The sequence below is a fragment of the Capnocytophaga sp. FDAARGOS_737 genome (assembly GCF_009730375.1).
Taxonomy (GTDB): Bacteria; Bacteroidota; Bacteroidia; order Flavobacteriales; family Flavobacteriaceae; genus Capnocytophaga; species Capnocytophaga leadbetteri.
This window is the reverse complement of the sequence record NZ_CP046316.1, coordinates 60,892-87,584: the sequence shown is the minus strand read 5'-3', so window position 1 is coordinate 87,584 and position 26,693 is coordinate 60,892. Positions and strand designations below refer to the sequence as shown.

At 35.4% G+C, this 26,693-nt stretch carries 23 protein-coding genes and 1 pseudogene; 6 read left to right on the top strand and 18 right to left on the bottom strand.

All coding sequences use genetic code 11. The features are described 5' to 3' along the window. The first annotated feature begins 23 nt into the window (after positions 1–23). From FOC45_RS00400 to FOC45_RS00375, 6 genes are all read left to right on the top strand, one after another. Positions 24–440, top strand: a complete 417-nt coding sequence (locus FOC45_RS00400) for a CBS domain-containing protein (RefSeq protein WP_009390802.1) — start codon at positions 24–26, stop codon at positions 438–440. Positions 441–447: 7 nt separating this feature from the next. After that, positions 448–1,395, top strand: coding sequence for a PhoH family protein (locus FOC45_RS00395; protein WP_009390806.1), 948 nt, complete (start codon positions 448–450; stop codon positions 1,393–1,395). Positions 1,396–1,491: 96 nt separating this feature from the next. Continuing rightward, positions 1,492–3,099 (top strand): L-lactate permease, encoded by a 1,608-nt coding sequence (locus FOC45_RS00390; protein WP_009390808.1) that lies wholly within the window; start codon positions 1,492–1,494, stop codon positions 3,097–3,099. Positions 3,100–3,360: 261 nt separating this feature from the next. Continuing rightward, complete coding sequence (locus tag FOC45_RS00385) at positions 3,361–3,795, top strand: energy transducer TonB (RefSeq protein ID WP_196774061.1); 435 nt, start codon at positions 3,361–3,363, stop codon at positions 3,793–3,795. A 36-nt stretch (positions 3,796–3,831) separates the two neighbouring features. Next, positions 3,832–4,731 carry a sulfate adenylyltransferase subunit CysD gene (cysD, locus tag FOC45_RS00380; RefSeq protein WP_009390814.1) on the top strand — a complete coding sequence of 300 codons (900 nt, stop codon included), beginning with the start codon at positions 3,832–3,834 and terminating at the stop codon, positions 4,729–4,731. A gap of 33 nt (positions 4,732–4,764) precedes the next feature. Further along, a complete protein-coding gene (locus FOC45_RS00375; protein ID WP_009390815.1) occupies positions 4,765–5,160 on the top strand; it encodes an META domain-containing protein in 396 nt (131 codons plus the stop codon). Positions 5,161–5,231: 71 nt separating this feature from the next. Here the strand turns inward: FOC45_RS00375 and FOC45_RS00370 are convergent, their stop codons facing one another. From FOC45_RS00370 to FOC45_RS00290, 18 genes and pseudogenes are all read right to left on the bottom strand, one after another. Further along, complete coding sequence (locus tag FOC45_RS00370) at positions 5,232–7,547, bottom strand: TonB-dependent receptor domain-containing protein (RefSeq protein ID WP_009390816.1); 2,316 nt, start codon at positions 7,545–7,547, stop codon at positions 5,232–5,234. Positions 7,548–7,845: 298 nt separating this feature from the next. Then, on the bottom strand, positions 7,846–9,345 hold the full coding sequence (locus FOC45_RS00365) for a DUF5689 domain-containing protein (protein WP_009390819.1): 1,500 nt from the start codon (positions 9,343–9,345) through the stop codon (positions 7,846–7,848). Between the two features lie 30 nt (positions 9,346–9,375). Then, positions 9,376–12,093: a TonB-dependent receptor gene (locus tag FOC45_RS00360; protein WP_009390820.1), complete on the bottom strand. Its 2,718-nt coding sequence runs from the start codon at positions 12,091–12,093 to the stop codon at positions 9,376–9,378. Positions 12,094–12,234: 141 nt separating this feature from the next. Further along, positions 12,235–13,392, bottom strand: coding sequence for a GDP-mannose 4,6-dehydratase (gmd, locus tag FOC45_RS00355; RefSeq protein WP_009390821.1), 1,158 nt, complete (start codon positions 13,390–13,392; stop codon positions 12,235–12,237). 4 nt (positions 13,393–13,396) lie between these two features. Beyond that, on the bottom strand, positions 13,397–14,563 hold the full coding sequence (locus tag FOC45_RS00350) for a DegT/DnrJ/EryC1/StrS aminotransferase family protein (protein WP_009390822.1): 1,167 nt from the start codon (positions 14,561–14,563) through the stop codon (positions 13,397–13,399). Further along, complete coding sequence (locus tag FOC45_RS00345) at positions 14,560–15,486, bottom strand: GDP-L-fucose synthase (protein WP_009390823.1); 927 nt, start codon at positions 15,484–15,486, stop codon at positions 14,560–14,562. The genes FOC45_RS00350 and FOC45_RS00345 overlap by 4 nt, the downstream gene beginning before the upstream one ends. Beyond that, complete coding sequence (locus tag FOC45_RS00340; protein WP_009390825.1) at positions 15,483–16,121, bottom strand: hypothetical protein; 639 nt, start codon at positions 16,119–16,121, stop codon at positions 15,483–15,485. Before FOC45_RS00340 ends, FOC45_RS00345 begins: the two co-directional genes overlap by 4 nt. A 144-nt stretch (positions 16,122–16,265) precedes the next feature. After that, the gene (locus FOC45_RS00335) at positions 16,266–17,075 is read right to left on the bottom strand and encodes a glycosyltransferase (protein ID WP_009390827.1); all 810 of its coding nucleotides are present in this window, start codon (positions 17,073–17,075) and stop codon (positions 16,266–16,268) included. Continuing rightward, positions 17,072–17,809, bottom strand: coding sequence for a glycosyltransferase (locus tag FOC45_RS00330; protein ID WP_009390829.1), 738 nt, complete (start codon positions 17,807–17,809; stop codon positions 17,072–17,074). Before FOC45_RS00330 ends, FOC45_RS00335 begins: the two co-directional genes overlap by 4 nt. Then, complete coding sequence (locus tag FOC45_RS00325) at positions 17,806–19,011, bottom strand: O-antigen ligase (RefSeq protein ID WP_084063410.1); 1,206 nt, start codon at positions 19,009–19,011, stop codon at positions 17,806–17,808. Before FOC45_RS00325 ends, FOC45_RS00330 begins: the two co-directional genes overlap by 4 nt. Continuing rightward, complete coding sequence (locus tag FOC45_RS00320; RefSeq protein ID WP_009390832.1) at positions 18,966–20,081, bottom strand: glycosyltransferase group 1 family protein; 1,116 nt, start codon at positions 20,079–20,081, stop codon at positions 18,966–18,968. The genes FOC45_RS00325 and FOC45_RS00320 overlap by 46 nt, the downstream gene beginning before the upstream one ends. After that, positions 20,078–21,199, bottom strand: coding sequence for a non-hydrolyzing UDP-N-acetylglucosamine 2-epimerase (wecB, locus tag FOC45_RS00315; protein WP_009390834.1), 1,122 nt, complete (start codon positions 21,197–21,199; stop codon positions 20,078–20,080). The genes FOC45_RS00320 and wecB overlap by 4 nt, the downstream gene beginning before the upstream one ends. Next, positions 21,196–22,170 (bottom strand): glycosyltransferase family 2 protein, encoded by a 975-nt coding sequence (locus tag FOC45_RS00310; protein WP_009390835.1) that lies wholly within the window; start codon positions 22,168–22,170, stop codon positions 21,196–21,198. Before FOC45_RS00310 ends, wecB begins: the two co-directional genes overlap by 4 nt. A 1-nt stretch (position 22,171) precedes the next feature. Beyond that, entirely contained in the window at positions 22,172–23,047 is an 876-nt protein-coding gene (locus tag FOC45_RS00305) for a glycosyltransferase family 10 domain-containing protein (RefSeq protein ID WP_231121873.1), read from the bottom strand. Positions 23,048–23,157: 110 nt separating this feature from the next. Then, a complete protein-coding gene (locus FOC45_RS00300) occupies positions 23,158–24,411 on the bottom strand; it encodes an oligosaccharide flippase family protein (RefSeq protein WP_009390840.1) in 1,254 nt (417 codons plus the stop codon). Between the two features lie 241 nt (positions 24,412–24,652). Beyond that, positions 24,653–25,255: pseudogene (locus FOC45_RS12055) on the bottom strand (ISAs1 family transposase). A 148-nt stretch (positions 25,256–25,403) separates the two neighbouring features. Further along, positions 25,404–25,550, bottom strand: a complete 147-nt coding sequence (locus FOC45_RS12050) for a transposase family protein (protein WP_231121871.1) — start codon at positions 25,548–25,550, stop codon at positions 25,404–25,406. 140 nt (positions 25,551–25,690) lie between these two features. Beyond that, complete coding sequence (locus FOC45_RS00290) at positions 25,691–26,674, bottom strand: glycosyltransferase family 2 protein (protein ID WP_009390844.1); 984 nt, start codon at positions 26,672–26,674, stop codon at positions 25,691–25,693. Between the last annotated feature and the right edge of the window lie 19 nt (positions 26,675–26,693).

Sequence of the window (26,693 nt, the reverse complement as noted above, 5' to 3'; positions counted from 1 at the left end):
ACTAAAAACTAAAAAAAACTAATATGAAACAAAGAGTCCCCGTATCACAGATTATGAGCAAGGAGCTTATCACCCTTACTCCTACCCAATCGCTTTACGATGCCGAACGCCTTTTCAAGAAGCACAACATTCGCCATATTCCAGTAGTCGAAGGCGATAAAATAATAGGCATTGTTAGCTATTCCGACCTTTTGCGCATCAGTTTTGCTGATATGACTGACGGCGAAGACGAAGTAACCTCAGTAGTGTACGATATGTACACCATACCACAGATAATGGCTAAAACCCCTCTAACGGTAGCCGCCGATACCTCTATCAAAGAAGTAGCCGAAATCCTTGCCAAACAGAGCTTCCACTCTATACCCGTAGTCGAGAATGGAAAACTCGTAGGCTTAGTCACCACCACCGACCTTATCAAATATTTATTAGAACAATACTAAAAAATTGATGAACGAGCTTACCCTACACTTAGACGTTGATCCGCAGCTTTTTTATGGGGAAGACGATACCAATATCAATCATATACGTACCCTCTTCCCTAAACTCAAAATAGTAGCCCGCGGCACCAAACTCATCGCTTTTGGCGAAGAACACCTTTTAGCTGACTTTCAACAGCAACTCGAAAAACTCATAGCCTACGCCACTAAGTACAATCGCCTCGACCACCGAGCTATTGATAGTATCCTATCGACCTCTGAGACTGAAAGTGCCGAAAAAGAAAGCGAAACCGACATTATTGTGCACGGAGTAAACGGCAAAGTCATACGCCCGCAAACCAAAAACCAAGTCAAATTGGTCAGTCTAATGCACAAAAACGATATGGTTTTTGCCATAGGACCAGCCGGTACGGGCAAAACCTACGTAGGGGTAGCCTTGGCGGTAAAAGCGCTAAAAGAAAAACAAGTAAAACGGATAATCCTAACCCGTCCTGCAGTAGAGGCGGGCGAGAATTTAGGCTTCCTCCCTGGCGACCTAAAAGAAAAACTCGACCCCTATATGCAGCCCCTTTACGATGCTTTGCGCGATATGATACCTCACGAAAAGCTCAACGCTTTCATCGAAGCTGGCATTATCGAAATTGCGCCCCTTGCCTTTATGCGCGGACGTACGCTCGACAATGCTTTCGTAATACTCGATGAGGCGCAAAACACCACCCACGCCCAGATGAAAATGTTCCTTACCCGTATGGGGCGCAATGCCAAGTTTATGATTACAGGCGACCCTGGGCAGGTAGACCTACCGCGCAAAGTATCCTCAGGACTCAAAGAAGCAATGCTCATACTGCAAAACGTAAAAGGAATTGCCTTCCTACATTTAGACGATAAAGATGTGGTTCGTCACCCCTTAGTACGTAGTATCATCGATGCTTATAAAACAGCCGAAAATAATCAATAATATTGATATAATAATTTTTTCTTTCGTTATGCTTGCTTTTTATAAAAAAAGCACTATCTTTGCGCTCGGAAAGAAAAATTAAAGAAAATCAATGTTATGGATTTAATTCTAAGTGTACTACCTATTGTACTGCTTATTTACCTAATGGTGAAGCGCAATGCTTTGCCTTCATACGTAGCCTTGCCACTAATTGCAGGCTTAGTATATATTATTCACCTTACTTATTTTGACGGCTCGTTTTTAGAGTTAAACGCTAACTTTATATCAGCTATTATTTCGGTAATGACCCCTATTACCGTTATTTTTGGGGCGGTGCTCTTCAATAGAATGATGGAAATGACAGGAGCAATGGACGTATTGCGCCATTGGTTGGGCAATATCAGCCCAAATCCTGTAGCCCAACTGATGATTATAGGCTGGGCATTTGCCTTTATGATTGAAGGGGCAAGTGGTTTTGGTACACCTGCGGCTATTGCAGCTCCCCTATTAGTGGGCTTAGGCTTCAAACCGCTACAAGTAGCTATTTTGGCGCTTATTATGAACTCTGTACCAGTATCATTCGGGGCAGTAGGTACCCCTACGTGGTTCGGCTTTGGTGAGCTTATTAACAAAGGGTATATAAACGACGGACAGCTGTCAGAAATCGGACAGATTACCTCAGTAGTGCATTTATTCGCTTCACTAATAATACCTATATTAGCTTTGCGCGTTATCGTATCGTGGCAACAAATACGCCAGAACTTACTATTCATCATCATCAGCATACTAGCTTGTACACTGCCTTATGTAGCCATCGCGTGGTTTAACTACGAGTTTCCTTCTTTAGTAGGAGGTGCTATAGGGCTATTCATCTCTGTAGGCGTAGCTAGCAAAGGCATTGGGCTATCAAAAGTAAAAGAAGAGAGTGAAGTACATCACGAAAAAGTGAGCACTCCTCAGTTGCTAAAAGCCCTGTTCCCTACAGCCTCACTTATTATTATTTTGGCTATCACCCGCATTCAGCAATTGCCATTCAAAGCGATGCTCAATGATAGTTCAGAGCTTTTCAGCCTTCATTTAGGTTACCTTGGTAACTTCCACCTCAGCAAAGGACTTATCTTCTCACTCACCGATATTTTCACCACCACACAAGCGGCAAGCTATAAGATGTTGTACGTACCAGCGCTTATTCCTTTCGTTATCACGGTGCTTATTTCTATCCCTATTTTCTCTCTGAAGTGGAAAAACGCTCAGAGCCTATTCACAGCCAGCTTCAAGCAAGTGCAAAAACCATTTTTAGCCTTAGTAGGGGCACTTATTATGGTGAATGTGATGCTAATGGGGGGTGAGAACTCAATGGTACAAATCATAGGTAGAGGGTTAGCCAGTGCTACAGGCGAGTATTGGACGATGTTTGCCTCTTACCTCGGAGCCATAGGGGCATTTTTCTCAGGTTCTAATACCGTATCCAACCTTACTTTCGGGGCAGTACAGTACTCTGTGGCAAATGCTACAGGTATATCAGTACCGCTTATTTTAGCCCTACAGTCAGTAGGAGGAGCGATGGGTAATATGGTGTGCATCAACAATATCATAGCCGTTTGCTCAGTATTGGGCATAGACAAGGCCGAAGGACGCATCATTAAAACCACGGCAGTACCGATGTTCATCTACGGGGTGATAGCCGCCTTAGTAGCCTACTTAGTCATTCCGCTATTATTCTAAATATTTTATTAACAACAAAGAAAGCGTTGCTCTGTGATAGAAGCAACGCTTTTATTTTTATTTGGCTATTTACTAAAAAAGTAGTACCTTTGTCCTTTGTAAAAAGCAACATAATTTTGAAGTTTTTGGACAGAGTTATGTGAAATGTCATATTATCTCAGGAAATACAACAAGAGATATACTTCGGAAAATAGGATATATCAAGCGTCCTTATTTTGAAGAGATAAAGAAAAAAGTTATTAACGCTATTTTTTAATGAATATGGTAAAAACAAGATATTTTATCGTGATACTATGGGTAGCATTTTCTTTTGCAATGCGAGCCCAAACCAAAGTTATCGACCTGAAAAGCGATGAAGTAAAACAATTCCCTTTATGCGAAAATCCTAATCTTACTTACGAAAAAGGAGAAGATAAACGCCTGTTTGCCAATTGTATTGATAGAAAGGTAATGCTTGCTTTCTCATACCCAAAAGAGGCTATAGAGAAAAACATTCAAGGTAAGGTATTAGTCCATTACCTCATTGACAAGAATGGCAAGATTATTGTAGAAAAAGTAGAAGGAGAGGCTATCTTGGCAGCTGAAGGCAGACGCATTTTTGAATCCTTTCCAACATTTAGCCCAGCTAAAAATCATAACAACGAACCCATAGCCGTAAAGGGCATATACCCTATCAATTTTAAATTGCAACAATAGCAATCTGATATGGTTTTCTAACGACTGACATCTAATATGAGTAAAGAACATTTAAAACAATTAGAAGCTGAAAGTATTTATATAATGCGCGAAGTAGCAGCGCAGTTCGAGCGTCCTGCCCTACTGTTTAGTGGCGGAAAAGACTCTATTACCCTTGTACACTTGGCTATCAAAGCCTTTGCCCCAATGAAAATACCTTTCCCTTTGGTGCATATCGATACAGGGCATAACTTCCCTGAAGCACTACAATATCGCGATGCTTTGGCTAAACGTATAGGTGCCGAGCTTATTGTACGCCAAGTAGAAGACACTATTAAAGCTAAAGGACTGACAGAGCCCAAAGGCAAGTTTGCTTCGCGCAACTGGCTCCAAACCCACACATTGTTAGATACCATCGAAGAATTTCACTTTGATGCTTGCATAGGGGGTGCCCGCCGTGATGAAGAAAAAGCACGTGCCAAAGAGCGTTTCTTTTCAGTAAGAGACGAGTTCGGTCAGTGGGACCCTAAATTACAGCGCCCTGAGCTGTGGAACATCTACAACGGACGCATACAGAAAGGCGAAAACGTACGTGTATTCCCTATCTCTAACTGGACGGAGTTGGACGTATGGAGCTATATCGAGCAGGAAAATATCGAACTTCCTTCTATCTATTTTGCCCACGACCGCGAGGTTATTGAGCACGAAGGCAGACTGATAGCGGTATCCCCTTTTATACAAATAGATGAGAGTGATACTATCCTTACCAAGCGCGTGCGCTATCGTACGGTAGGCGATATGACCTGTACAGCGGCTGTTGAGAGCAATGCGGCTACCCTACAAGAGGTGGTTTCCGAAATCACAGCCTCTCGCATTTCAGAGCGTGGCGAAACCCGTATAGACGACAAAGTAACAGAAGCCGCTATGGAAGACCGCAAAAAAGGCGGATATTTTTAAAGAGTATAGAAAACAAATAAAAACGTTATACCAATGAAAAAGATTAAACTATTATTGTGGAGCGCCGTAGTAGCTACACTTAGCGCTTGCAGCAGTTCCTCTCCAGAAGCCTTAGAAGGCAGTTGGCAGCTAACCCATATTGATGGCAAACCCGCTGCTACGGGTGTCGTATTACAACTAAACCTAAAGGACAAAAAGGTAAATGGCAATGACGGCTGCAATACCTTTATGGGTATGATTGAAAAAGCTACGGACAAGGAGCTTATTTTAAGTGACTTGGCAACCTCTCTAATGTTATGCGAAAATATGGAGCAACCCGACTTATTTCACGCTGAAATACAAAAGGTAAAAGCTTACCGTGTAACACAAAAACAATTAGTGCTCTTAGATGCACAAGGACAAGAGCTTTTAACATTTAAAAAAGAGTAGATTTTCTGACAACAAAAAGAGGCTTTGGCAGGTAATACTGTCAAAGCCCTTTTGTTATTTAATAGTAGCTGCTACATACGGCTTCTTTCTTCTTCCGAAGCGTTTTGTCCTTTATACTTGCTTTGGGTAGCGTTGAAATTATAGCTTATCCCTATTTTGATACTGTAGTTGCTGTAGTTGTTAGTAGCACGACTCACTACATAAGGGTTGCGGAACTCCGTATGGTTGTTTAACTGGTTGAAAGCGTCCATTACACCTCCATATACGGTAAGCGATTGGTTGAAAAACATACGCGCTACAACTAAGTGTACCCCACTGCGCGGTTCGTTCATATAATACTCTCTAACAGTGCCCTTGCTGGCGTAGTTGAATAAGGCTAATACCATCCAGTTGTCGCTTAGTGCTATTTGATTCATCATTTCTACAGAAAAAGAAGACTCATTAGTAGGTAGTACTCCGCTTACAAAAGGTTTGAGATACGTAAACGTAAGTTTAGGCATCCACTTGCCTATCTGAGTTTGAGCGTTGAGCACACATCTAAGTGTATTATAATCAGCGTAGTTGCGAAGGGTTTTCTCTATCACATTGGGGTCAGTAGCTGAAAGCCCATAATCATCGTGAATGGCCTTGTGAAAATGACTGTATATCACGGCAGCCGAAAGAGGTCCGTAGGTAGCCAGTGCATTCCACTCATCAGTAAGCTGAGGAACCACAAAGGGGTTCCCTCTATTGTATAAGAAAGGGGCACTATAGGCACTATAATCGCTGAGTTCATAGAACGCAGGACGACGTATCTTGCGGGTATAGCTAAAGGTGAGTTGGGTTTTATCCCAAGGGAAAGCTACTGATACATTAGGCAACCAATCGCGGTAGGTTTGGCTCTTTACATTGCTTTTCTGTCCGTTTTCGTAATACCCAAAATCGGCGTACTCGTAGCGTGTGCCGAGCTTTAGGCTTACTTTCCCGAAAGGATATGAGAAACTAACAAATCCTGCTGAACGACTCTCAGTATTCTTGATATCAGAAGTGGTAAGCACATTGTCTTGGTAGTATTCGGTACGGTGCAAATTGCCAAGTTCAGCCCCATAGTTGAGAGTTCCTTTGCCTAACTGTTGTAAGAAAGTTGCCTTGAGTCCCCACCAGTCAGAAGCAGCATCTTGGTGAGTACGCACGTGGCGCAACGATGAAGTAAGGAGGTTGTGCTCAGCGATATTAGAAGTATTGCCTGAGCGTTGCCCTATATAATCTACATCGGTTTGGAGTTTTAGCTTAGAGGTAAGTTTGCCTTCGTAGTAAGCATTGGCATTGAGGTTCTTGTTTTGGTTTATTTGGTCATATTTATTGAGTCCTTTGGCAATAAGGGTGTTATTGCGATAGGTTTCTGTTTGTTGGTCAGTATAGGCGTGCCCTGCATATGGCGATATACCCCCTTGCACACTGGCTCCTATAGCGTGTTTGTCAGAGAAATCGTGGGCAAATCCCACTTTCACTTCAGCATTTTTATCGTTGTTATTACTATCTTCATCAGTAGTAACGCGCCATTGGTTAGGGGTGGTAAAGACTTGTAGGTCTTTGGTGCGGTAGTAGTGATTTCCGAAGTTATGATAAGTATCAATATTGGCAAAAATATCGGTGTTGCCAGTGCGGTAGTTCATACTTACCCAATTGTTATTATTTAGCCCTTTTTTGCGGAAATATTCTTCATTTTCGACAGAACCACTAAGTCCATCGCCTTGTTTTTTCTTCAATTTAATATATATCACGGCTCCTACGGTATTGTCGTGCTCGGCACCCGGTTGGGTTTCGAGTTCTATGCTTTCGATATCTTTAGGGGCAAGGTGGTAGACCTCATCGAGGTTGCGCACACGGCGGTTATTGATATAAAAAATAGGGTTGCCCTTGCCAAAGACCTCAAAGCCTCCGCCGGTATACGAGGTGCTTACCCCAGGTAGGAAGTTGATGAGCATCTCGGCACGGGGCATCTTTTGCAAAGATGATTGTGCTACATTGGTGCTGATGCGCGTGCCTTTCTGCTCGATAATTGGTCGGCGGGCGGTTAGTACTACCTCGCCTAACTGATTGGTAGCAGGGGTGAGCTCTATAATTCCCAACTGCGATTGTGAGGGGGTAAGTATCTTTGGCTCGTACTCCAAATGGGTGATTTTAATAATGATTTTCTTATTCTCTGCCGTGTTAGGCAATTCAAAAACGCCTTTAACATCGGAGATAGCCCCTTTGACAAGAGTAGAATCGGGGAGGGTAATAAGAATGATATTGGCAGCACTTATTGGTTTTTGGTCAGTGCTTACAAGGGTGCCTTTGAAAGAAGATTGCGCAAAGGCACTGGCGGTTACTGCTAATAGCAGTGATAGGATAATTTTTTTCATTGGTTTTGTTAATCTTAATTTTCGTTTATATAAACGAAATGTTTTTTAAAAGGTTGGAATTATTGTTGTTTTTTTCTGGGAGGGTTGGGAAGGCTGAGAAGATTGAGAAGGCAGGGAGGATTAGGAGGTTTGAGAAGGATTTTTAGATGTTTATTTTTTGGTGATTGTTCGGTAATCGTCTAGTGATCCTTCGGTCTTCCTGTATCCTTCGTATATCTGAAGTAAAGAGACAAAAAAAGAGGCTATCCGAAAAAGGGTAGCCTCTTTTAATAAAAGCTATAAGGTAAAAGTAAAAGTTCTAATTCTTGAATACTAAATCATTAGCATCTTCGCATTTTATCTGTTTACTGCCATTATAAACGTCAAAAGTACCCTTTACTTCTATTTTTTGTCCCGCTGTTTTAAGTTTATTTTTTGCTTCAGCTGATAGTTTCTTATATACGCTAGACACTATAAACACTTGTATTTTAGTGTTATCAGAAAGGTGTATATAGGTATTTTTTGCTTCTGGTGTAAGCGTACCTTTTAGAAGTACTCTTTTGTCTTTATTAGCCTCAAAGTCGGCTACGGTTGCAGTAGTGGCATCGAGGGTGGTAATCTGAGGGACTGTAGCGGGTGCTTTGATAAACTCTATATCGCTCTCTTTGCTATATATAATTTCTTTTACCACAGTGCCGTTTTTGAGTGGGTAATCGGTAAATACTCCGGTTACAGCTATTTCATAGCCTGCCATCAACAATTTGTCTTTAGCTGCTTGAGAGAGCGTAACTTCGCGAGGAGCATAGACTTGTATTTCAGTACCATCTTTGAATGTAATGTAAGTACGGTTACTCTTAACGGTTATTATGCCGTGTAGCTTAACGCGTTTGCCCACTACATAGTCGGCTACGGTTGCAGTAGCGGCATCGAGAGCTACTACGGTAGCTGTTTGAGTACTTGTTTGGGTAGAGGTGGTGGTAGCACTACTTACTACTTTGATATCAGCATAATTGCTTACCATAAACTGCCAAGAGGTATTGAATTTAGATAGTACCCCTGTAATATCAAGAGTTCCTGCAGGGACTTTTTCGTCTTTGAACTTAGCATAACTGCTGGTTCTGAAGTCTATGGTCTTACCATTGGCATCGGTAAGTTTGTAGTTAGTAGCCCCTCCTAAATCTTTGTTTTTGTCGTACATCGTTTTGCCAACTACTTCATTAGGGAAATGTACGCCTTTGAGGGTGATAAGCTGTCCTGCATTAGCATTATTTTTAACTGCGTCTATAGAGGTAACTTCTTTAGCAAGCGAAGCAAGGGTTTTACGCTCTCCACCCATATCGTATAGATGGGTTTTGTAAATAGCTTCGGCCATAGAACCTACACTCTCGCGACCTGATTTTTCGTTTTTATAAATCTTATAACCTACTTCAGTAATGGCATTATTAAGCTGAGTAGTAAGTCCTTTGAGGCGAAGTTGCACCTTAGCGCCAATAGGGAATTCGGTGTAGATACCGCTCTTATCGAGTGCTACTGAAAGGGCTTGGGTTTTATCTTCGTTTTGGATGTAGATTTTCTTGTAGAAATTACCTCCTTCATCACTTGAAATTACATATCCTTCGATAGCTTCATCGGCACTGTAAGTTTTTATAGTAGCGGTAGTTCTACTGGCAACATCAGAAAAGCTCACTACCTTGCCAGCAAAGGCTGGTAGCACTTTCTTGTTGTCGGGCAATTCGTAATCATCGTCTTTTACGCACGACATTACAGTACATAGCGAAATAAACGCTATAGCTGTGTTTTTTAATACATTTAGTTTCATATTGTTCGATTTTTTTAATACATTAATTATTTAGAGACTGATAGCTAAGTTTGCCATATAGGTACGGCCGTATCCTACAAAATAGCGGTTGCCGAATGAAGGAACCCCGTGAGCGTTGTCTTGCAACATTTTGCCATAGTTAGCGGTACGCGATTGCTCAAAGCCACCAGACAAGAATTGGGTATCGAATAGGTTGTTAATGCTTAGCATCGCACTAATATACACCTTCTTAACACGCCAAGACTTTCCTCCTACTAAATTCACTAAGAAAACATCGTCTAAACGCTCTTGTTTGAGGAGTTGTCGAGCCTTATCGTAGTCGATATTGGTAAATGACTGACGGGTATTGGGGTCGATGAAGAACTGTGAGGTGCGATTGAGCGCCGAAAGCGATATATAGTTTTTAGCCAATAGATTGGTTGTGGCACTTACCCACCAATAGTTATTGCTGCGGTACTCTAACCCTACTGAATATGCTTGCTGAGGGCCACTTGGTACGTGGTAATTCTTCAATTTCACCTCATCATAAGCAATTCCCTGAGGAATATCATCAGACGAAATATATAATTTTGGATTATTAACATAAGTGTATTGCCCTAAAGCAACAGCTGCTGAAAGTTTGAGGGTAGGAAGTAATTGCGCTTCAGCCCCCCATTCTAAACCAAAATGACGTTTCTTTATGCCATCAATTGTTTGGGCTACAAAACCGTTGCTTATCTCATCAGTAAGAGCTGTTTCGGTGTAGAAGAAGTTGGTTTCTGAGGTATTTTCTATCTCGGTAATATATCCTGTAAGGCGAGATTTGAGGTAAGGCAAACGCAAAATATAGTTGGCATCGGCAGTATAAGCTACCTCATTCTTTATATTAGGCAATAGTCGGTTAGAATTGCGTACGTTTACGAAAATATTGCGTACTGACTGAGGTGTATTGAAGTAAGCGGTATTAAACTGCAATAAGTGTCTGCCGGTAATAGCATACGTAAATCCTGCCTTAGTGCTCATACCTTTTTGCACTTGTAGGGCACCTTTGCCATACGAATCAGGATATACAGGGTAGTAGAAATTGCCTTCGCGCTGAACATCAGTATAATGATAACGAGCCGCTACAAAGACTTCTGCTTTTTTGAAGGTAAACTCAAGCTGACTAAAGGCTTCTACTACGTTGCTATTAAGCGCATAAGAGTAGTTCCACTTGTCGCCTTGCTGCTTCTTTCTATCAGCCTCGAGACTGTTATAGGGCTGACTTTCGAAATAATCGTAGTTCATAAAATAGTTACCACCTAATAAATCGTCTACTAAAGCGTAGTTGTCAGAAGTTATTCTGCGGTACACTAAGCCTGAGGTACTCTTAATATTCTCATACACAGGGGTAGAAAAGTTTACATTAGTAGTAAAGGTACGCTCGCGGTTTACATCATTGCTTACGATGAAAGCACTACGCCCATCGGTAGCATTGCGATTGGCAGCGTATAGGTCAGCCCAATTCAGCTGAGAATTGTTCAAAAAATAATTCTTTTGGAGCTCTGCCATTGCCTCATCAGAAGGTTGTTGATTTAGATAATAGCTAGGCATCTTCTTGTAGTAATTAGGCTCTGGGTTCTGTGCATTACCATAACTGATACGGGTATTGCCTATCTCGCCAAACTGATAGCCTAAGTCTACATTTAGGCGCGTATCGTCCTTCTGATAGTTATACGAAAGCACAAAAATAGGTTCGGAGATAATACGGTTGCGAGAGTTTCTTTTATCGCCTTGCTGGTCGCCCCAATAAGGATTGTAGCGATAGCCCATTAGGTCGATTGCCTCGCGTGTAAGAGGGGAAGTTTTCCCTCTTTTAATAGGAGAAAACATCCCTACTAAGTTGAAGTTGTGATAGTTATTAAGTTGGTATTCAATCGCTCCGGAGAAAGCATAGGCATTATAAAGAGTACCATCGACCCAGCTACCATTAGCTGCCCAACGACGAGAAGCTGAAAGGGTGTAAGCTAAGCCATTGCGCTGTAGCCCAGAACTATAAGTAGCCATTAGCCTACCTACATAGCTACGGTTGCTTAGTGAAGAAGAAAAGCGCAACCCAGATCGGTTGAGAGACGGACGTATATGAATGTAGGTAGAGCCTGCAAGTCCGCCAAAGGTATAGTCAGATTTAGCAATGCCATTAGAGAGTTCTTGATTGCGAGTAATATCATTAAGTCCGCCCCAGTTAGCCCACTGAGCTCGTCCGTTTTCTAACCGGTTCATCGGAATACCATTGATAAGCACACTCACATCTTTAGAATCATAGCCACGTGGTTTGAAGAAAACCGAACTAAAATCAAAAGCAGCACGGCGCATAAAGACATCTTGCGAACTCTGCAAGAGTCCTGACATAGCATCGGCTTGGCTCTCGTCATCTTCAAGTTCGTTTTCTGAAATAACCGCTAACTGCTCTGCTTCTTGAGCATAGTCAGGCGAAAGGGCGTAGGGGTCGAGAAGCTGACGGCGCTCTTTTTCAATCATTACTACCTCTTCGCGGGTAGTATAGCCATTAAGCGAGAAGAAAAGGAGAAAGTCGCCCTGTGGAAGTTGCAACACATACCTACCTTTGCTATCAGTTTCAGCATAACGGCGAGGGGAGTTCACACGTACTTTCACACCCTGTAAAGGCTTTTTAGTTATCTCATCAATTACTGTTCCTTCAACTTTCACCTGAGAAAAAGCAGTAATAGAGCACAATAAAAGCACATAAAAATACAATTTCTTTAACATAACACTATGAGGTTAATTTCTTAATTTATGTAGCAAAGGTATATAAATAATAATAAACCACCAAAATAAAATGTTAAAAAAAACTGATGAAGCCGTGAGCCTCATCAGTTTATAATTTTGTTATAGAAAGAAAATTGTCTGTTATTCAAAATAGTTCATCACTTTAAACCCTCCTTCTTTTAGGTAGGCATCGCGCTTGAAAAGCTTAATATCAGAACGCATCATATCTTCAATAAGGGCTTTTAGGTCATATTCAGGTTTCCAACCCAAAACTGTTTGCGACTTAGTAGGGTCACCAATAAGCAAATCTACCTCTGTAGGACGGAAGTATTGTGGGTCTACCACTACTATTTCATCCTTATTAGTTACTTTAGCTTCTATAGCAGGAAGGTACTTTTCACCTACTTTTTCAGCAAAAATAGCCTTGTCTATCGCTGCTATATAACCTTTTTCATCTACACCTTTACCTTTAAAGTCAATAGTCAGACCGATTTCTTGTCCTGCCATTTTGATAAAATCGCGGATAGCAGTAGTGATACCTGTAGCTATAACATAATCGCTAGGGGTGTCTTGTTGCAAAATGAGGTACATCGCCTTGATATAATCTTTAGCATGCCCCCAATCGCGTTGCGAACTTAAGTTACCCATATAAAACTTGTCTTGCATACCTAAAGCTACTCTACTGAGAGCACGAGTTATCTTTCTAGTTACGAAAGTCTCGCCACGTATAGGCGATTCGTGGTTGAATAAGATACCATTAGAGGCGTGCATTTTATAAGCTTCACGATAATTCACTGTAATCCAATAAGCATAAAGTTTAGCTACAGCATAAGGCGAACGTGGATAGAAAGGGGTCTTTTCACTCTGAGGCACTTGCTGTACTAAACCATAAAGTTCTGAAGTAGAGGCCTGATAAATACGAGTTTTATCAGTAAGCCCCAATAAACGTACCGCCTCAAGAATACGAAGAGTACCCAATCCATCAGCATTACCTACGTATTCGGGTGTTTGAAAACTCACGTGTACGTGACTCATCGCAGCAAGATTGTAAATCTCATCAGGCTGTACCTCTTGGATAAGGCGGGTGATATTCATACTATCAGTAAGGTCACCATAATGCAAGATTAAATTTAGATTCTCTGCGTGAGGGTCTTGGTAAAGGTGATCGATACGATCGGTGTTAAACAATGAAGAACGGCGCTTCATACCGTGTACCTCATACCCTTTTTTTAGAAGATATTCTGCTAAATAAGCACCATCTTGACCTGTAATCCCTGTAATAAGAGCTTTCTTCTTCATAATGTTAAAATTCTTTTAAAACGTTATACAAATGTTTTATCTCTTGAGTCAAGTCTATTTGGTGATTTCCTACAAATAAGCCCTTTGCATCTAAATAGTTTGCATTTCTTACTTGACCAAAAATTTCATAATCAAAGTATTTCAACACCTCATTTTTAGTAAAGTCACCAGTAACAATAGGGCGGCAATCAATGCCGTTTTCTTCTAATTTTTTAACCACATCTTTCCTATCTACCTTAGATTCTGGCTTAATAATTAAACTGAAACCAAACCAACTGCTATCATCTACATTTTTCTGTATATAGAAAGTCTTACTATCTTTAAATAGCGACACAAATAGCTCAGCATTTTTTCGACGTTGCTCTAAGAATGTTGGTAATTTTTTTAGTTGCTCAATCCCTATTACACCGCTCATCTCTACGGGGCGCACATTGTAGCCTGGTAATAAGAAACGGAAAGACTCTTCAAACCAATTGTCACTTTTATTAGAGATTTTATTCTCCTTAGGAAGATGGCGTGTCCAACCGTGAGCTCTTAAGCATACTAAAATATGGTACAATTCCTCATCATCAGTACAAACCACTCCTCCTTCCATAGTAGCCATATGGTGAGAGTAAAAAGTTGAAAAGGTACCCATTATACCAAAAGTACCGGTATATTTACCTTTATATTTAGCTCCCATAGATTCGCAATTGTCTTCCATAAGCAATATGTCTCTATCGCCTATTATTTCTTTAATAGCGTCAAAGTCATTAGGGTTTCCTAATAAATTCACCGCTAAAATCATTTTAGTTTTATCTGTAATAGCCGCTTTAAGTTGCTCTAAATCAAAGTTTAAAGTTTGTAAATCCACATCTATAAACTTAAGTTTTAGACCGTATTGATATAAAGGGTAAAAAGTAGTAGACCAAGAAACTGCCGGAACAATCACTTCATCTCCACGTTTTAACTTAGGTTCTTTAGTATAGAAAAGAGCTGCCACAGCTATCAAGTTGGCTGAAGAACCTGAGTTTACCATTACGCTGTACTTTGAGCCAAAGAATTTTGAAAAATCTTCTTCAAATTGCTTTACTCCCTCGCCCATTGTATACATATCTTTTGCGATCACACTATTAATTGCTTCAATTTCTTTTTCATCCCACGTAGAGGATGCCAATGGATATTTTATCATAAAATTGTATTTTTAAAATATTCTAATGTTTGTTTGATACCTTCTTCTAACGATGTTTTAGGTTGCCAACCAAAAGCTATAAGCTGTGTATTATCTATCATTTTCTTTTTCATTCCCATAGGTTTAGACAAGTCGTGGGTAAAAGTACCCTCATAGCCTATCACTTTTGCTATCACTTGATAATATTCATTAATAGTATAATCTCTGCCTAATCCTACATTTAGGTTTTGAGGCATTTTATCAAAGTGATCTAAGGCATAATATACAAAATCAGCTAAGTCGCCAGCATACATAAACTCTCTTCGCGAAAGTCCATCACCCCAAATCTCTACCTCATTAATATTATTTTCTTTTGCCTCGTATATTTTTCTAATAACAGCAGGTACCATATGCGAATGTTTAGGGTCAAATTTATCATATTTGCCATAAAGATTACAAGGGATAGCACTCTTATATTGCCACTTTTCATCCTCTCTATTCATATACTCACATAGCCTAGTTGCCACTACTTTAGCCAAAGCATACCCCTCATTGGTAGGTTCTAACTCACCTTTCAGTATCATATCTTCTGTAAGCCCTATTTCCATATCACGTGGATACATACAAGAACTTGCTAAATTAAGTAGCTTTTTTACATTATTCTGCTGAGCTGCTAAAATAACATTCAGCCCCATCTGCAAATTTTTAACTAAAAAATCTACAGGGTTCTTTATGTTGGCTTGGATACCTCCTACTAATCCTGCAGAATGTATAATGATATCTGGCTTATGCTGTTTTAAAAAGCTATTTACACTATCAAAATGTGTTAAATCTAACTCTGCACTTGTAGGAGATAATATAATATACTGCTCACTTGCTTTATGTTCGCGTATATTACTACCTACCATTCCGGTTCCACCAGTTAAAAATATCTTTTGTTTCATTTATGTTGTCTAACAAATTTTATAAAAAATGATCGAAGTATAATCTGTTTCTTAGTTGTAACAGAGTAAGTCTTTTCTAAATTATACCTCCTTCTATATTGTTGAAGCTCTGCTATTTTATAGTTTGTTCTTATTGAAACAAAGAGTATAGAAAGTAATATCGAGAAACCTATAACTATTATAAGCCAAGCATATGAAACCCTCTTACGATTCCCAAGGCGTTGATTTTCTATAATTTGTACTATCTGAGTATCTGTAAGAGCTTCTTCTTTAGCCATCTCTATAAGTTTCTTATGCCAAGCTGAAACAAGAGCTTTGTCATTCCAACGTATATGCCATAACTCATACCAACGAAAATGATAGCCCTCTACGGTTTTTGCTAAATACCTTTGCATGCGCAGATTCATCCCCAATCTTACAATTATATAATAGAATGTACAAAATAGGGCTACTGCTGTTGCAAATAAAGGTATACTAACAGTAGTATGAGCTACATAATAGAATACAGAAGAGACCACTGTGATAGGAAGCAACAATACATTATCTATACCCCTTTTCTCTTTTTGTAAGTATTCTTCTCCTTTTAATACATTTTTCTGATAGAATCTTCTGTTTTTTAAAATGTTTTTAGACATTAGTTAACTCATTTTGAATGTTTATAATTAGGTTTAATGGGTGCAAAGGTAGTAATTAGTTTTTTGAAATATATATTTTTTACTAAGGAAATATTCAAAAGCATTCATAAAATATTGATTAACAATATACTAAAAACTTTTATATTATTTTTTTCTTAATATCTTATATATCATCTTTAAGGCCATAGTTGGTAGCATTCTTGGAATTACACGCAACAAAAAAGTAAGAAAACCTAAAAATATACCTTGTAGCTTTAACTTTTTTTTCAATTTAAAAAGTTTCCATTCTCCTTTGATATACTGTCTCCCTCTCCTACGTGATAACATACCATCTCCTGTCCGTGCTAAAAGTAGTACTTCATCTATATTTCCTACTTCATAATCTTTAGCTATAACTCGTAACCATAGATTATAATCTTCTAAAAAAAGATGATGTTGATATCCCCCTACTTCTTCTATAATATCTTTGCGAAAAGCAACTACCATATGATTAAATGGACTTCTTGAAAGTGCATACTTTTTAATATTTTTATTACCAATAGGCACTCTTCTATAGGTTGATATGAGTGCCTTATCTTCTATAAACTCAGCAATATGTGCACTAAAAAGTACAACTTTAGGAAATTCTGATATAAAAGCAAGCTGTTTTGCAAAACGTTCAGGCAAACAGATATCATCAGTATCCATACGAAATACCCAATTATAGGAACAATATTTTAACCCCTCATTGAGAGCCTTTCCTAATCCTACATTTTGTGGTAGTCTAATAATTTTAATAGGTAGAATAGTAATAAATTGTCTTACCACTTCCTCCAACTCAGAGGAAATAGCTCCATCAAAAACCATTATAATCTCTGTAGCTGAAAGCGTTTGATTTTTTAAACTCTCTAAGCATTCTCTTAGAAATTGTGGTTTTTCTTTGTGATATAGTGATATAAGTACAGAAAAATTCATATAATATTCTTAAAAGATCTCCTAATGTATTGCATATAAAAAACTATACGATAGTAAATTTTGTACCACAAAGGATTTTTACTTTCCCCTTTTTGAGCCGAAACATTTTTATCATGCCTTCTATATAAAACTAAAGGTTCTTCAATGTATTTTATATGTCCTTTAGCTAAAAATCCTATCCAATTATCATGTAAAACTAAATTTGAGGGGAAAGGTAGTACATTTTTCAGTATATTTTTCTTAAAGGTTATACAACAGCCATGAAAAGGAGTCTTAATTAAATTTATAAGATTACTATTACTAATTGGGTTTTTCTCAAACATCTTTTTTTTAATTAGAATACCTTCTGTATTAATTAAAGAGTAATTAGACATAACTAGATAGATATTCTTATCTGATAATATTTCTAATGTTTTTTTTACTTTATAGGTATACCATATATCATCTTGATCAGACAAAAAGATATATTCTCCTTTTGCCTCTTTTATAGCATTCTCAAAATTTGAAGAAGAATATTGGTGTGATGAACTAAATCCCTTATAGTACTTTTTTATATGTTGTAATATTCTTATCCTATTATCGTTTAAATCTTTTATTATTTTAATGGTATTATCAGTACTCCCATCATCTGAGATAATAATTTCATCTCCTTCAGAGAGTTGTTGTAATATAGATTGTAATTGTTCTTTTATATATTTTTCACCATTATATGTTGCTATACAAACCGAAATCATATTTTAAATTTATAGTTATCATTCAAAAAATAAAAATAATAGCCAAATATAAACCAATAAACAAAATTAGTAAAGTAAAATTCAGAAATATTTGATCCTACCATCTGAATAAGATACCCTGTTATTAATGCCAAAACAACTATTTTATCCATTTTTTTAATAAATATAAATGATAAAAAAACGGATAAAATTACAAACATATAAAATAAGCCTCCAATCATTCCATATTCTGAAAGTATTCTAAAATAATCACCATCAGGGACTATATTATAAATGCTAGAAGCTCCCTCAAATCGAGCTGCCACGTGTCCTACTTGTCCAACACCTGTTCCTAAGGGGTATGAAATAAAGTTCTTCAAACCAGATACCCATTGATCTTGCCTTTCAGAAGATGCATTACCTACAGAGTCAAGGCGTGACAACATAAAATCAATATCAAAATTAATATAGTTTGATATTAAAGATATTCCTATTATTACAAATACAAGAATAAAAATGGTATAAGTTAAAATTTTTTTGATTCTTAGATTCTTTAATAGATAAAGAAGATATATTAGAATAGAAGATGCTGCTGCTAACCAAGCACTTCTTTGAGCGTTAAATAACAGACAAAAAGTTATTAATGGTAAAAACATTTTTTTTGTAAAAAAACTCATTATAAAACCAATCATAATTAAGTTCCCAAAGATCAGAGAACCTGATATTCCTGACATCCTACCATAAGCTACACCTTCTGTTAAAGATTTAACTAAAGGTGAACCAGCATCTACAATTCTAAAAAAAGGATATAGTATAATACCTAATATACAATGTATTAGGACTATGTTTAAAATAATACTTTTAAAAACTTTAAATTCTATTCCTCTAGAAATAAAAAAACCTAACATTGGAAATATATTTAGATACATTCCCATCAAAATTCCTATCCTATTTACCCAAGGAGAACACATCCATAAAATTGATTGCAAAATAACATAACAAAAAAAAATGATAAAAACGACATCAATTTTTAAAGGTTTATAAGATTTTCTTGTAAGATATAATAATATCAAAACAATAGGGATAGAAAATAACATTATCATTTGATTCCCTAAGATCTTGTATATACCAGGCAGAAAAGAATATAATAAAAATAATATAAAAAATATTATTTTCTTTATAGAGCTAATATTTTCAATATCTCTTGACATCGATTTTTCCATTGGTTTGATTCTGCAAAAAGTCTATTTTCTTCCTTTGTTTTTTTTATAGTAATTTGATTCTTCTCTATACTTTTTGATATATTAATAAAATCATCTGGATTGTTGTATAAGTATATATAATCTGAGAATTTTTCTGTCTCACCATAATGAGGAGCGATCACAGGTAATCCCATCCAAATGTATTCATATATTTTCACTGGGTTTACAGATTTAATAAGTTCATTAACTTTAAAAGGCATTATTAAAGCTTTAGCATACCTCATAAAATCAAAAATATAGTCTCTTTTTATTGTTCCTAAATGTATTATTCTATTATGTTTAGGAATCTCTATATCATTAGGTCCTATAAGAACAATGTTAATATCGCTATTTTCTTCTAACATTTTAAATAAGATTTTAAAATCAAACCATTCTGATATAGCACCAATATACATAAAGATATTACTTATTTCTCTTATAAGGTTTAATTTAGGAATTTCTACTGTATTTTTTAAGCTAACATTAATTTTTGGTATTTCAATTGCATTATTTATTACAAAAATCTCTCTAAAAACTGATGTTCTACTTTGTATTTTTTGAGAAAGATAATTGCTTGAACAGATGATAATATCAGCTCTTCCTATTAATTCTTTTTCTATATTCAAAAAAGAATTTAATAGAATTTTATTATCTTTAAAAGATTTAAATTCTAATTCATCATCCATACAGTCCCAAATAATTTTTGTTCTATCTGTTATTAGATGAGAAATCATTGGATATAGAGAAATACTTGTTATCCAAATATAATCATAAGAATTGATCTTTTTTTGAGAAATAGAAAATCTAAAAAATAATTTATTAAGAAAGTCAAATCTTTTTAGAAACTTGAATCTTTTAAAAGGAAATTGAAAGAAAGGTTTTATGTTAGGGATATATTCTTCTTTATTTATTAAATTCTTTTTATGTACATTTAAAGGAATCTTGTAAAGAACATCTATTTGAAAATATTCTGATAAATATTCCGCAATAAAATGAGGGCGTTGTTTAATCCATTGCCAAGGGATATGCATTAAGTATAATATTGATTTCATTTCTTTTTCTTAAAAAATTCAACTATTCGTTCGCAAGCCTTACCATCACCATAAGGGTTATGTAAAGCACTCATTTTTGAGTATTTTTCTTGGTTGTTAAGTAGTTGTTCACATTCATCTACTATTTTTTGCTCATCAGTACCTACCAAGATAACTGTACCTGCACTTACCGCTTCAGGACGCTCAGTAGTATCACGCATTACCAACACAGGTTTGCCTAAGCTAGGAGCTTCCTCTTGTACACCTCCACTATCAGTAATGATGAGATAGGATTGATTCATCAGCCAAACAAAAGCAGGATAGGCTAAGGGTGCTATAAGCTTCACATTTTCAATACCTGATAATATACGATAAACAGGTTCTTTTACATTGGGGTTTAAATGTACCGGATAGATTATCTGTACCTCAGGGTTTTGCAAAGCTATCTTTTTAAGTGCCTCACAGATATGTATAAAACCTTCGCCTTGGTTTTCACGTCTGTGCCCTGTGACTAAAATTAACTTTTTAGTACAATCTACGACATCTTTTAGGGTATCAATCTCTTTGTCTTGCAAATTCACCACTCTTTTAGAGCTTTCTAAAAGAGCATCTATTACAGTATTACCTGTTACTAAAATACTTTTCTCATCCACACCTTCTCTTAGTAAGTTTTGCTTCGCTTGCTGAGTAGGGGCAAAATGAAAATCGGCTATGGCTCCTGTTACTTTGCGGTTAATCTCCTCGGGAAAAGGTGCGTATTTATTAAAGGTTCTAAGACCTGCTTCTATATGGCACACTTTAGCTCCTGCATAAAAGCCAGCAATACTCGCTGCCATAGTGGTAGTGGTATCGCCGTGTACAAATATATAGTCAGAGTTACAATCTTCTAAAACAGCTTTCAGTTCTGTAATGATTGTAGCGGTAAGTGTATACAAATTCTGATTAGGCCTCATTACATTGAGATCGTAATCTGCTTTTATATCAAAAAAGCCTAACACTTGATCTAACATCTCACGATGTTGTGCTGTCACACATACTTTTGTATCAAAAGTTGTTTCTTTTTGAAAAGCCCTTATGAGCGGAGCCATTTTGATAGCCTCGGGGCGTGTACCAAATATGAAAAGGAGTTTATACTTCATTTCTTTAGAAATTTTCTGATGTTATATTCTATTAAACCTGCATATCTTATACCCAATAGTTTATAAAGAGCTAATCGTATTTTCCCTTTTAAAGATAAAAAGTTTCTTGGATAATAGTCTAATAGATAGTTTAGATTAATGAGTTTTCTTAAATATTTTTGTTTTAGTTCTTCCTCTAACAAATTTACATTATTAAGATAAATATAATAGTTATAAGATAAATAAGATAATCCACCATCAAATTTAGATAAAAGTGTTTCTTTCTCAGAAATTATATCTATTAAGTCAATAATATTTTTAGGTCTAATTTGGACTGTTAAAGAACCGTCTCTCTCTTTTCTATAATAATAGAAAGGGTTAGAATAAAGTGCATAATTGTTTATATAAGGAATAATATCTGCACACCAAACAACATCTTCATGTAATTTTCCTTTAGGGAACTCAATATTATTTTCTTTTACAATAGATGCTTTTATAACTTTATTACAAGCTGTTGCGTAATAAATATCATTATTTACTAAATATTTTAAATCTTCTTTAAAATCATAAGAAAAATTTTGTATTTCTTTGTTTTTGAATTTTCTTGGAATAATTTTTTCTAAATTATAGAAACTGCTCAATTCATGAATTATTAAGTCAGGATTATTTTCTTTAATAATATTATGAAGATCTAATAAGACATTTCTCCCATTCCAAAAATCATCACTATCTAAGAACATCAAGTAATCTCCTTGAGCTTTTTTTATACCAAAGTTACGAGCGTCAGAAAGACCTCCATTAGCTTTGTGAATTACTTTTATTTGACTATACTTTTCAGCATATTCATCACAAATAGACGGAGAATTATCAGTAGATCCATCATCTACCAAAATAATCTCATAATCAGTAAATTCTTGTGCCAATACAGAATCTACACACTCATGTAAGTAAGGTGCTACATTATATACAGGTATAACAATAGAGAACAGCATTTTATAAGTTTTTTAATCTATTTTCAAACTCTTGTAACATAGCCCAAATAGCTTCAGGCGCTGTATCTTTAAAAGGAGGAATACTCATAAAAGATTCATATTCTTTTTTATCATTATTGAGAGTTTTTACTTGTTCTATCAACTTATCTTCTTTTCCCTCTTCGTAATACAATAAAGCCTTGGGGTTGATAATCTCGGGTTCTACGAAATCTTTTTTATCACCACCTCCCCAATAAATAGGAATACAAGCACTTTCTATAGCATCAAAAAGTTTTTCGGTTACATAACCTTTCCCAGAGGCATTTTCAGCACAGATGTTGAATTTAAATTTCTTTAGGTATTCTTTTTTTAAAGTGTAAAACGTATCAAAGCTAAATTCATCTGCTTTTTCATAGTGCTTTTGTATATGTTTTTCAGCCTCTGATAATTCCTGCGTATTATTTAAGAATTTACCAGCACAAGTTACTAGTTCTATTTTATTTAATTGTTCAACAATTTTTCTACGAATGCCATTGGTATCGTGGCTGGCTATCACACAAGCAAAGCCTGTTTTTTGTATCTTAATTCTATAGTCGGGATTGTTAATCAAATCAATTTTTTTCTTTATATCTTCAAATGTAGCATCAGGTCGCACAAAGAATAGTATCCATAAAGGAAACCTTAAATAGTTAGGGTGGTTGATATAGTCGTAGCCCATTGATAAATTAACTTCACTTACACAGTGGTCAGCAAAGGATTTCCATTGGTTATTAATTGTAGTTTCTTGTAAGTATTCTCCAGCGAAAAATACTTTTTTACCCCCTATAAACTTCATTAGTTTTCGATTACCATACACTGAAAACATATTGATAGGAGTATGAATATCTCTATGTTCCATAAAATAATAAAACCAATTTAATTCTTTATCAATAGGGAAAAAGTTGTAAAGTTTTAAAGAGTCTTTACTTCTAAAAATTTTATATTGTTCTAAAAGGTATGATAATGTCATTATATTAATATTTTTTTACTTACGTTTCTTAGGTATAAAAGCTCGACAAGAGCAGCTAATGAGAAAGCCAAGGGTAGCGCTAATATATTTTTAGAAAGTAGCATTCCTAATACAATAAGTGTAAAAAGGGTGGTGAATGAAAGGATTAAATCTTTAAGTACGTAAGAGTCTTTCCTATTGGGAATTAAAATAAGCCCTATGTAGCAACTTGTTTGTAAAAAAGCAAAAATAGTAAAACTCAAAATTACAGCGATCCAATAAGATCCTTCCATTGTTTCACCTCCAAGAATTTGTATAGCTATTTTTCCAAAAACAACTACAGTTAAAACAGCTAATATACCTATTATACGTTCTGTCCTTAAAATTTTTTTTATCAATGGAACATTGAAGTTAGACACCACTTTAGGGAATAAGGCGCTATTAATGTTAGTTATAAGCATAAGGGGGATGGAAACTATTCTATTAGCTAAATCATATAAGGCTAGATCAGTCATACTATAACGAGTTCCTATGATCAAGTTGATAGTTTGTATTTTCATCATATTTAGAAAATTAGTATAAAAGAAATACTGAGATTCTTTAATATAAACTAAAGTATGCTTTATAGGTACTAATGAAATTTTCAATTTTTCGAAAACTAATAGATGTATAAAGGCATAGAGAGCACCTAATAAAGAGGATGCTGTCATAATAATAGCGAAAAGCAAGATATCATCAGGTTTTTTTATACAAATAAAAATAAAAGGAAGCGATAACAATTTAAAAATTAGTTGTATATAGCTTACTACTCTCATTTTTTGTACACCTTGAAAATACCAAGTAGGAAAAAAAATATTTAGCAAAGTATTGGCAAAACATACTATGTATACCCAAAAGTAGGTTCTTAGTATGGGAAAAACAAAACTTACAAGAATAGCCAATATAATAGAAACAATCTCTAAATACAGTTTTGTAGTAAATATAATTGATAAAACATTTGATTTTTTTTTTATAGAAAAAGGGTTTTCTGCGATTAATCTTACCCCATACATATCAAATCCAAAACCTATAAAACAGATGAAATAGTTTACTACTGTAGAAGCAAAAATATATACTCCATACAATTCAGCTCCTAAGGTTCTAATTAAATAAGGATAAATAAGTAATCCAAAAAAAGAGTTCAATACTAACAATAAAGTCATAAAAAAATAGTTCTCAGCTATTTTCTTATTACTAATAAATGTATTTTTTAACCATAGTAATTTAAATCTCATTTTTTATAACTAAATTAAAAGTGTTGATAGCTAACTTAGAATTTCTATTTATTATAGAAACTCTCTTCTTATAGATTTTTTTATAAACTATAATTTATTAGGAGAGGTAGTTTAGGTCAAACGCACAAAACTTGTAACAAAAGCTGTTCTAAATACTCAATGCTATAGGTAGCTTTTAGTCTTCTTTTTCTTAAAATTAGCTTATCTTTCTGATTTTTAATTATTTGCAAACATAATTTCCTTAAAGTTGATAGATTTCCAGCGGCATGTCCTTTCCTTGCTCTACAAGCGTCTTAAATGTAACATCTAAATGCCAATGAAGTTTGTTCTCAATTCCCCAATGCCCCCTAACTAAGGAATTGTAATAGCACGCTGAAAACCCTTCTTCACTAGTAATATAGTAACGTGTCTCTTCAGTAGTATTTCCATCTATCTGTCGCGTAGACTCTATCTTAATCAATGTTTTTAGACCTGCCCAAGCTGATAGACTTTCTTCTAACAACATATCTTTAGCTGCTATTACACTACATTTTCTGGTTTCAAAACGAGCTCTGCTATATTCCCATTCATCTGAAAAACAGTCTGTTGATTTTAATTTAAAACCTAGTTAAGTGTCTTCAAATAAATCTAACTGATTCTCTTTCAAAGACAGTAAATAATGTTCTTTCTTATCAATAATTTGCTTAGCTATTTCCTTTTGACAACCTATAGCATCAATGGTAATTATAGCTCCCTCAATGTCTAATCCATCTATAATTTTAGGGATTGCTGTAATCTCATTTGACTTCTCTTCTACTCGTTGCTGACCTACGCAAATTTCATTTTCACTTACCCAAGCACTCACTATATAGAGACCTGAATTATCTTTGGATCGAGGATTACCCCCCCCTTAATTTTCTTACCAGCTATACAGATTTGTATCTCATTTAGTGTATTTACAATAGTTTTTGCACAGTCATCTAAACATTTTGTATTACTTCTGGCTTTATTGTTTAAAAAAAACGATTAAATGTGTCGTGAGAGGGTATTTCATTAGGAAGAACACAGTATTTCCATACAAAATCTTCATTTGATTCTACAAAAAGAACTATATCTTCATAATTTTCTCCTCCTGATAGGTAAGTAAATAGTCCTATCATTAAAATACCTGATAATAAATGTCTTCATACGAAAATCTTCTATCCCTTCAAAATAAGCTTTTATATCCATAGTGGATATAATTAATGCGCAAAGATAATAAAAATTTCGTGCGTTTGATCTAGTGGTGCTTATATTTTATTTATATATTTAAAAATCTCATATCTATTAACTTTTTTAATAACCAAAAAGGAAGTTTAAATATTATATCAATCTTAAAAGAACTATATATTTTTCGCTCTAAAACTTCTTGCTTCAAATATTTTTTTCGTTCTTTGATATCTTGCTTTGCTGTAAAATAAGATTGTTTCAGTAAAATGCTAAAAATATATAAATTATACTCTTTTAAAAAATTCAAAAAGTATTCCTTTTTGTTAGTACTTATACTATCTTTATACAAAAGAAAGTTTTCATATAGTATTGAAAAAACTAAATATAGATGTGTTTTATTACGAAATAAATTGGTTAAATCCATACTTTGTCCTTCTCTACCTATATAGTAACGATATAGAGGTAGCTTATAATAAATAAAGTTATTAGTTTTAAAAAAGGGCAAATGGGCATAAAGAACATCTGTATAGAATGTTTTTTCAGGTAATTTAAAGTTTACCTCTTTAAATAAATAGGTTCTATATGTTATTCTGTGCATTGCTAAAAAACTTGATATGCTGATATTCATTTGCTTAATAGAATAAATAGTATCTTCTGATATATTTAAACCTACTAACTTTTGTTTGTTTTGGCTTACATATTCTACTACATAATCTGTCATAACCATATCAGTATCTAATCCTTGTAATTTTTCTAAAAAAACCTTAAAGGACTCTTTATCAAACCAATCATCAGAATCTAAGAGTTTAAAATATTTTCCTGTTGCAAGTTCTAATCCTTTATTTATAGCAGAACTATGTCCTCCATTTTCTTTATTAACAACAATAAATGTTTCAGGATATTTTTGAACATAATTTTGAGCTATAGCTAATGAATTGTCAGGACTTCCATCAATAACTACTAAAACCTCTAAAAGGTTCATATATTTATCAATAATTAATGAATCTAGACATTTAGGAAGATATTTTTCTGTATTATATACAGGAATAGTTATAGTAAGTAATTTATCTCTCATAAATCTATTATTTTTTATG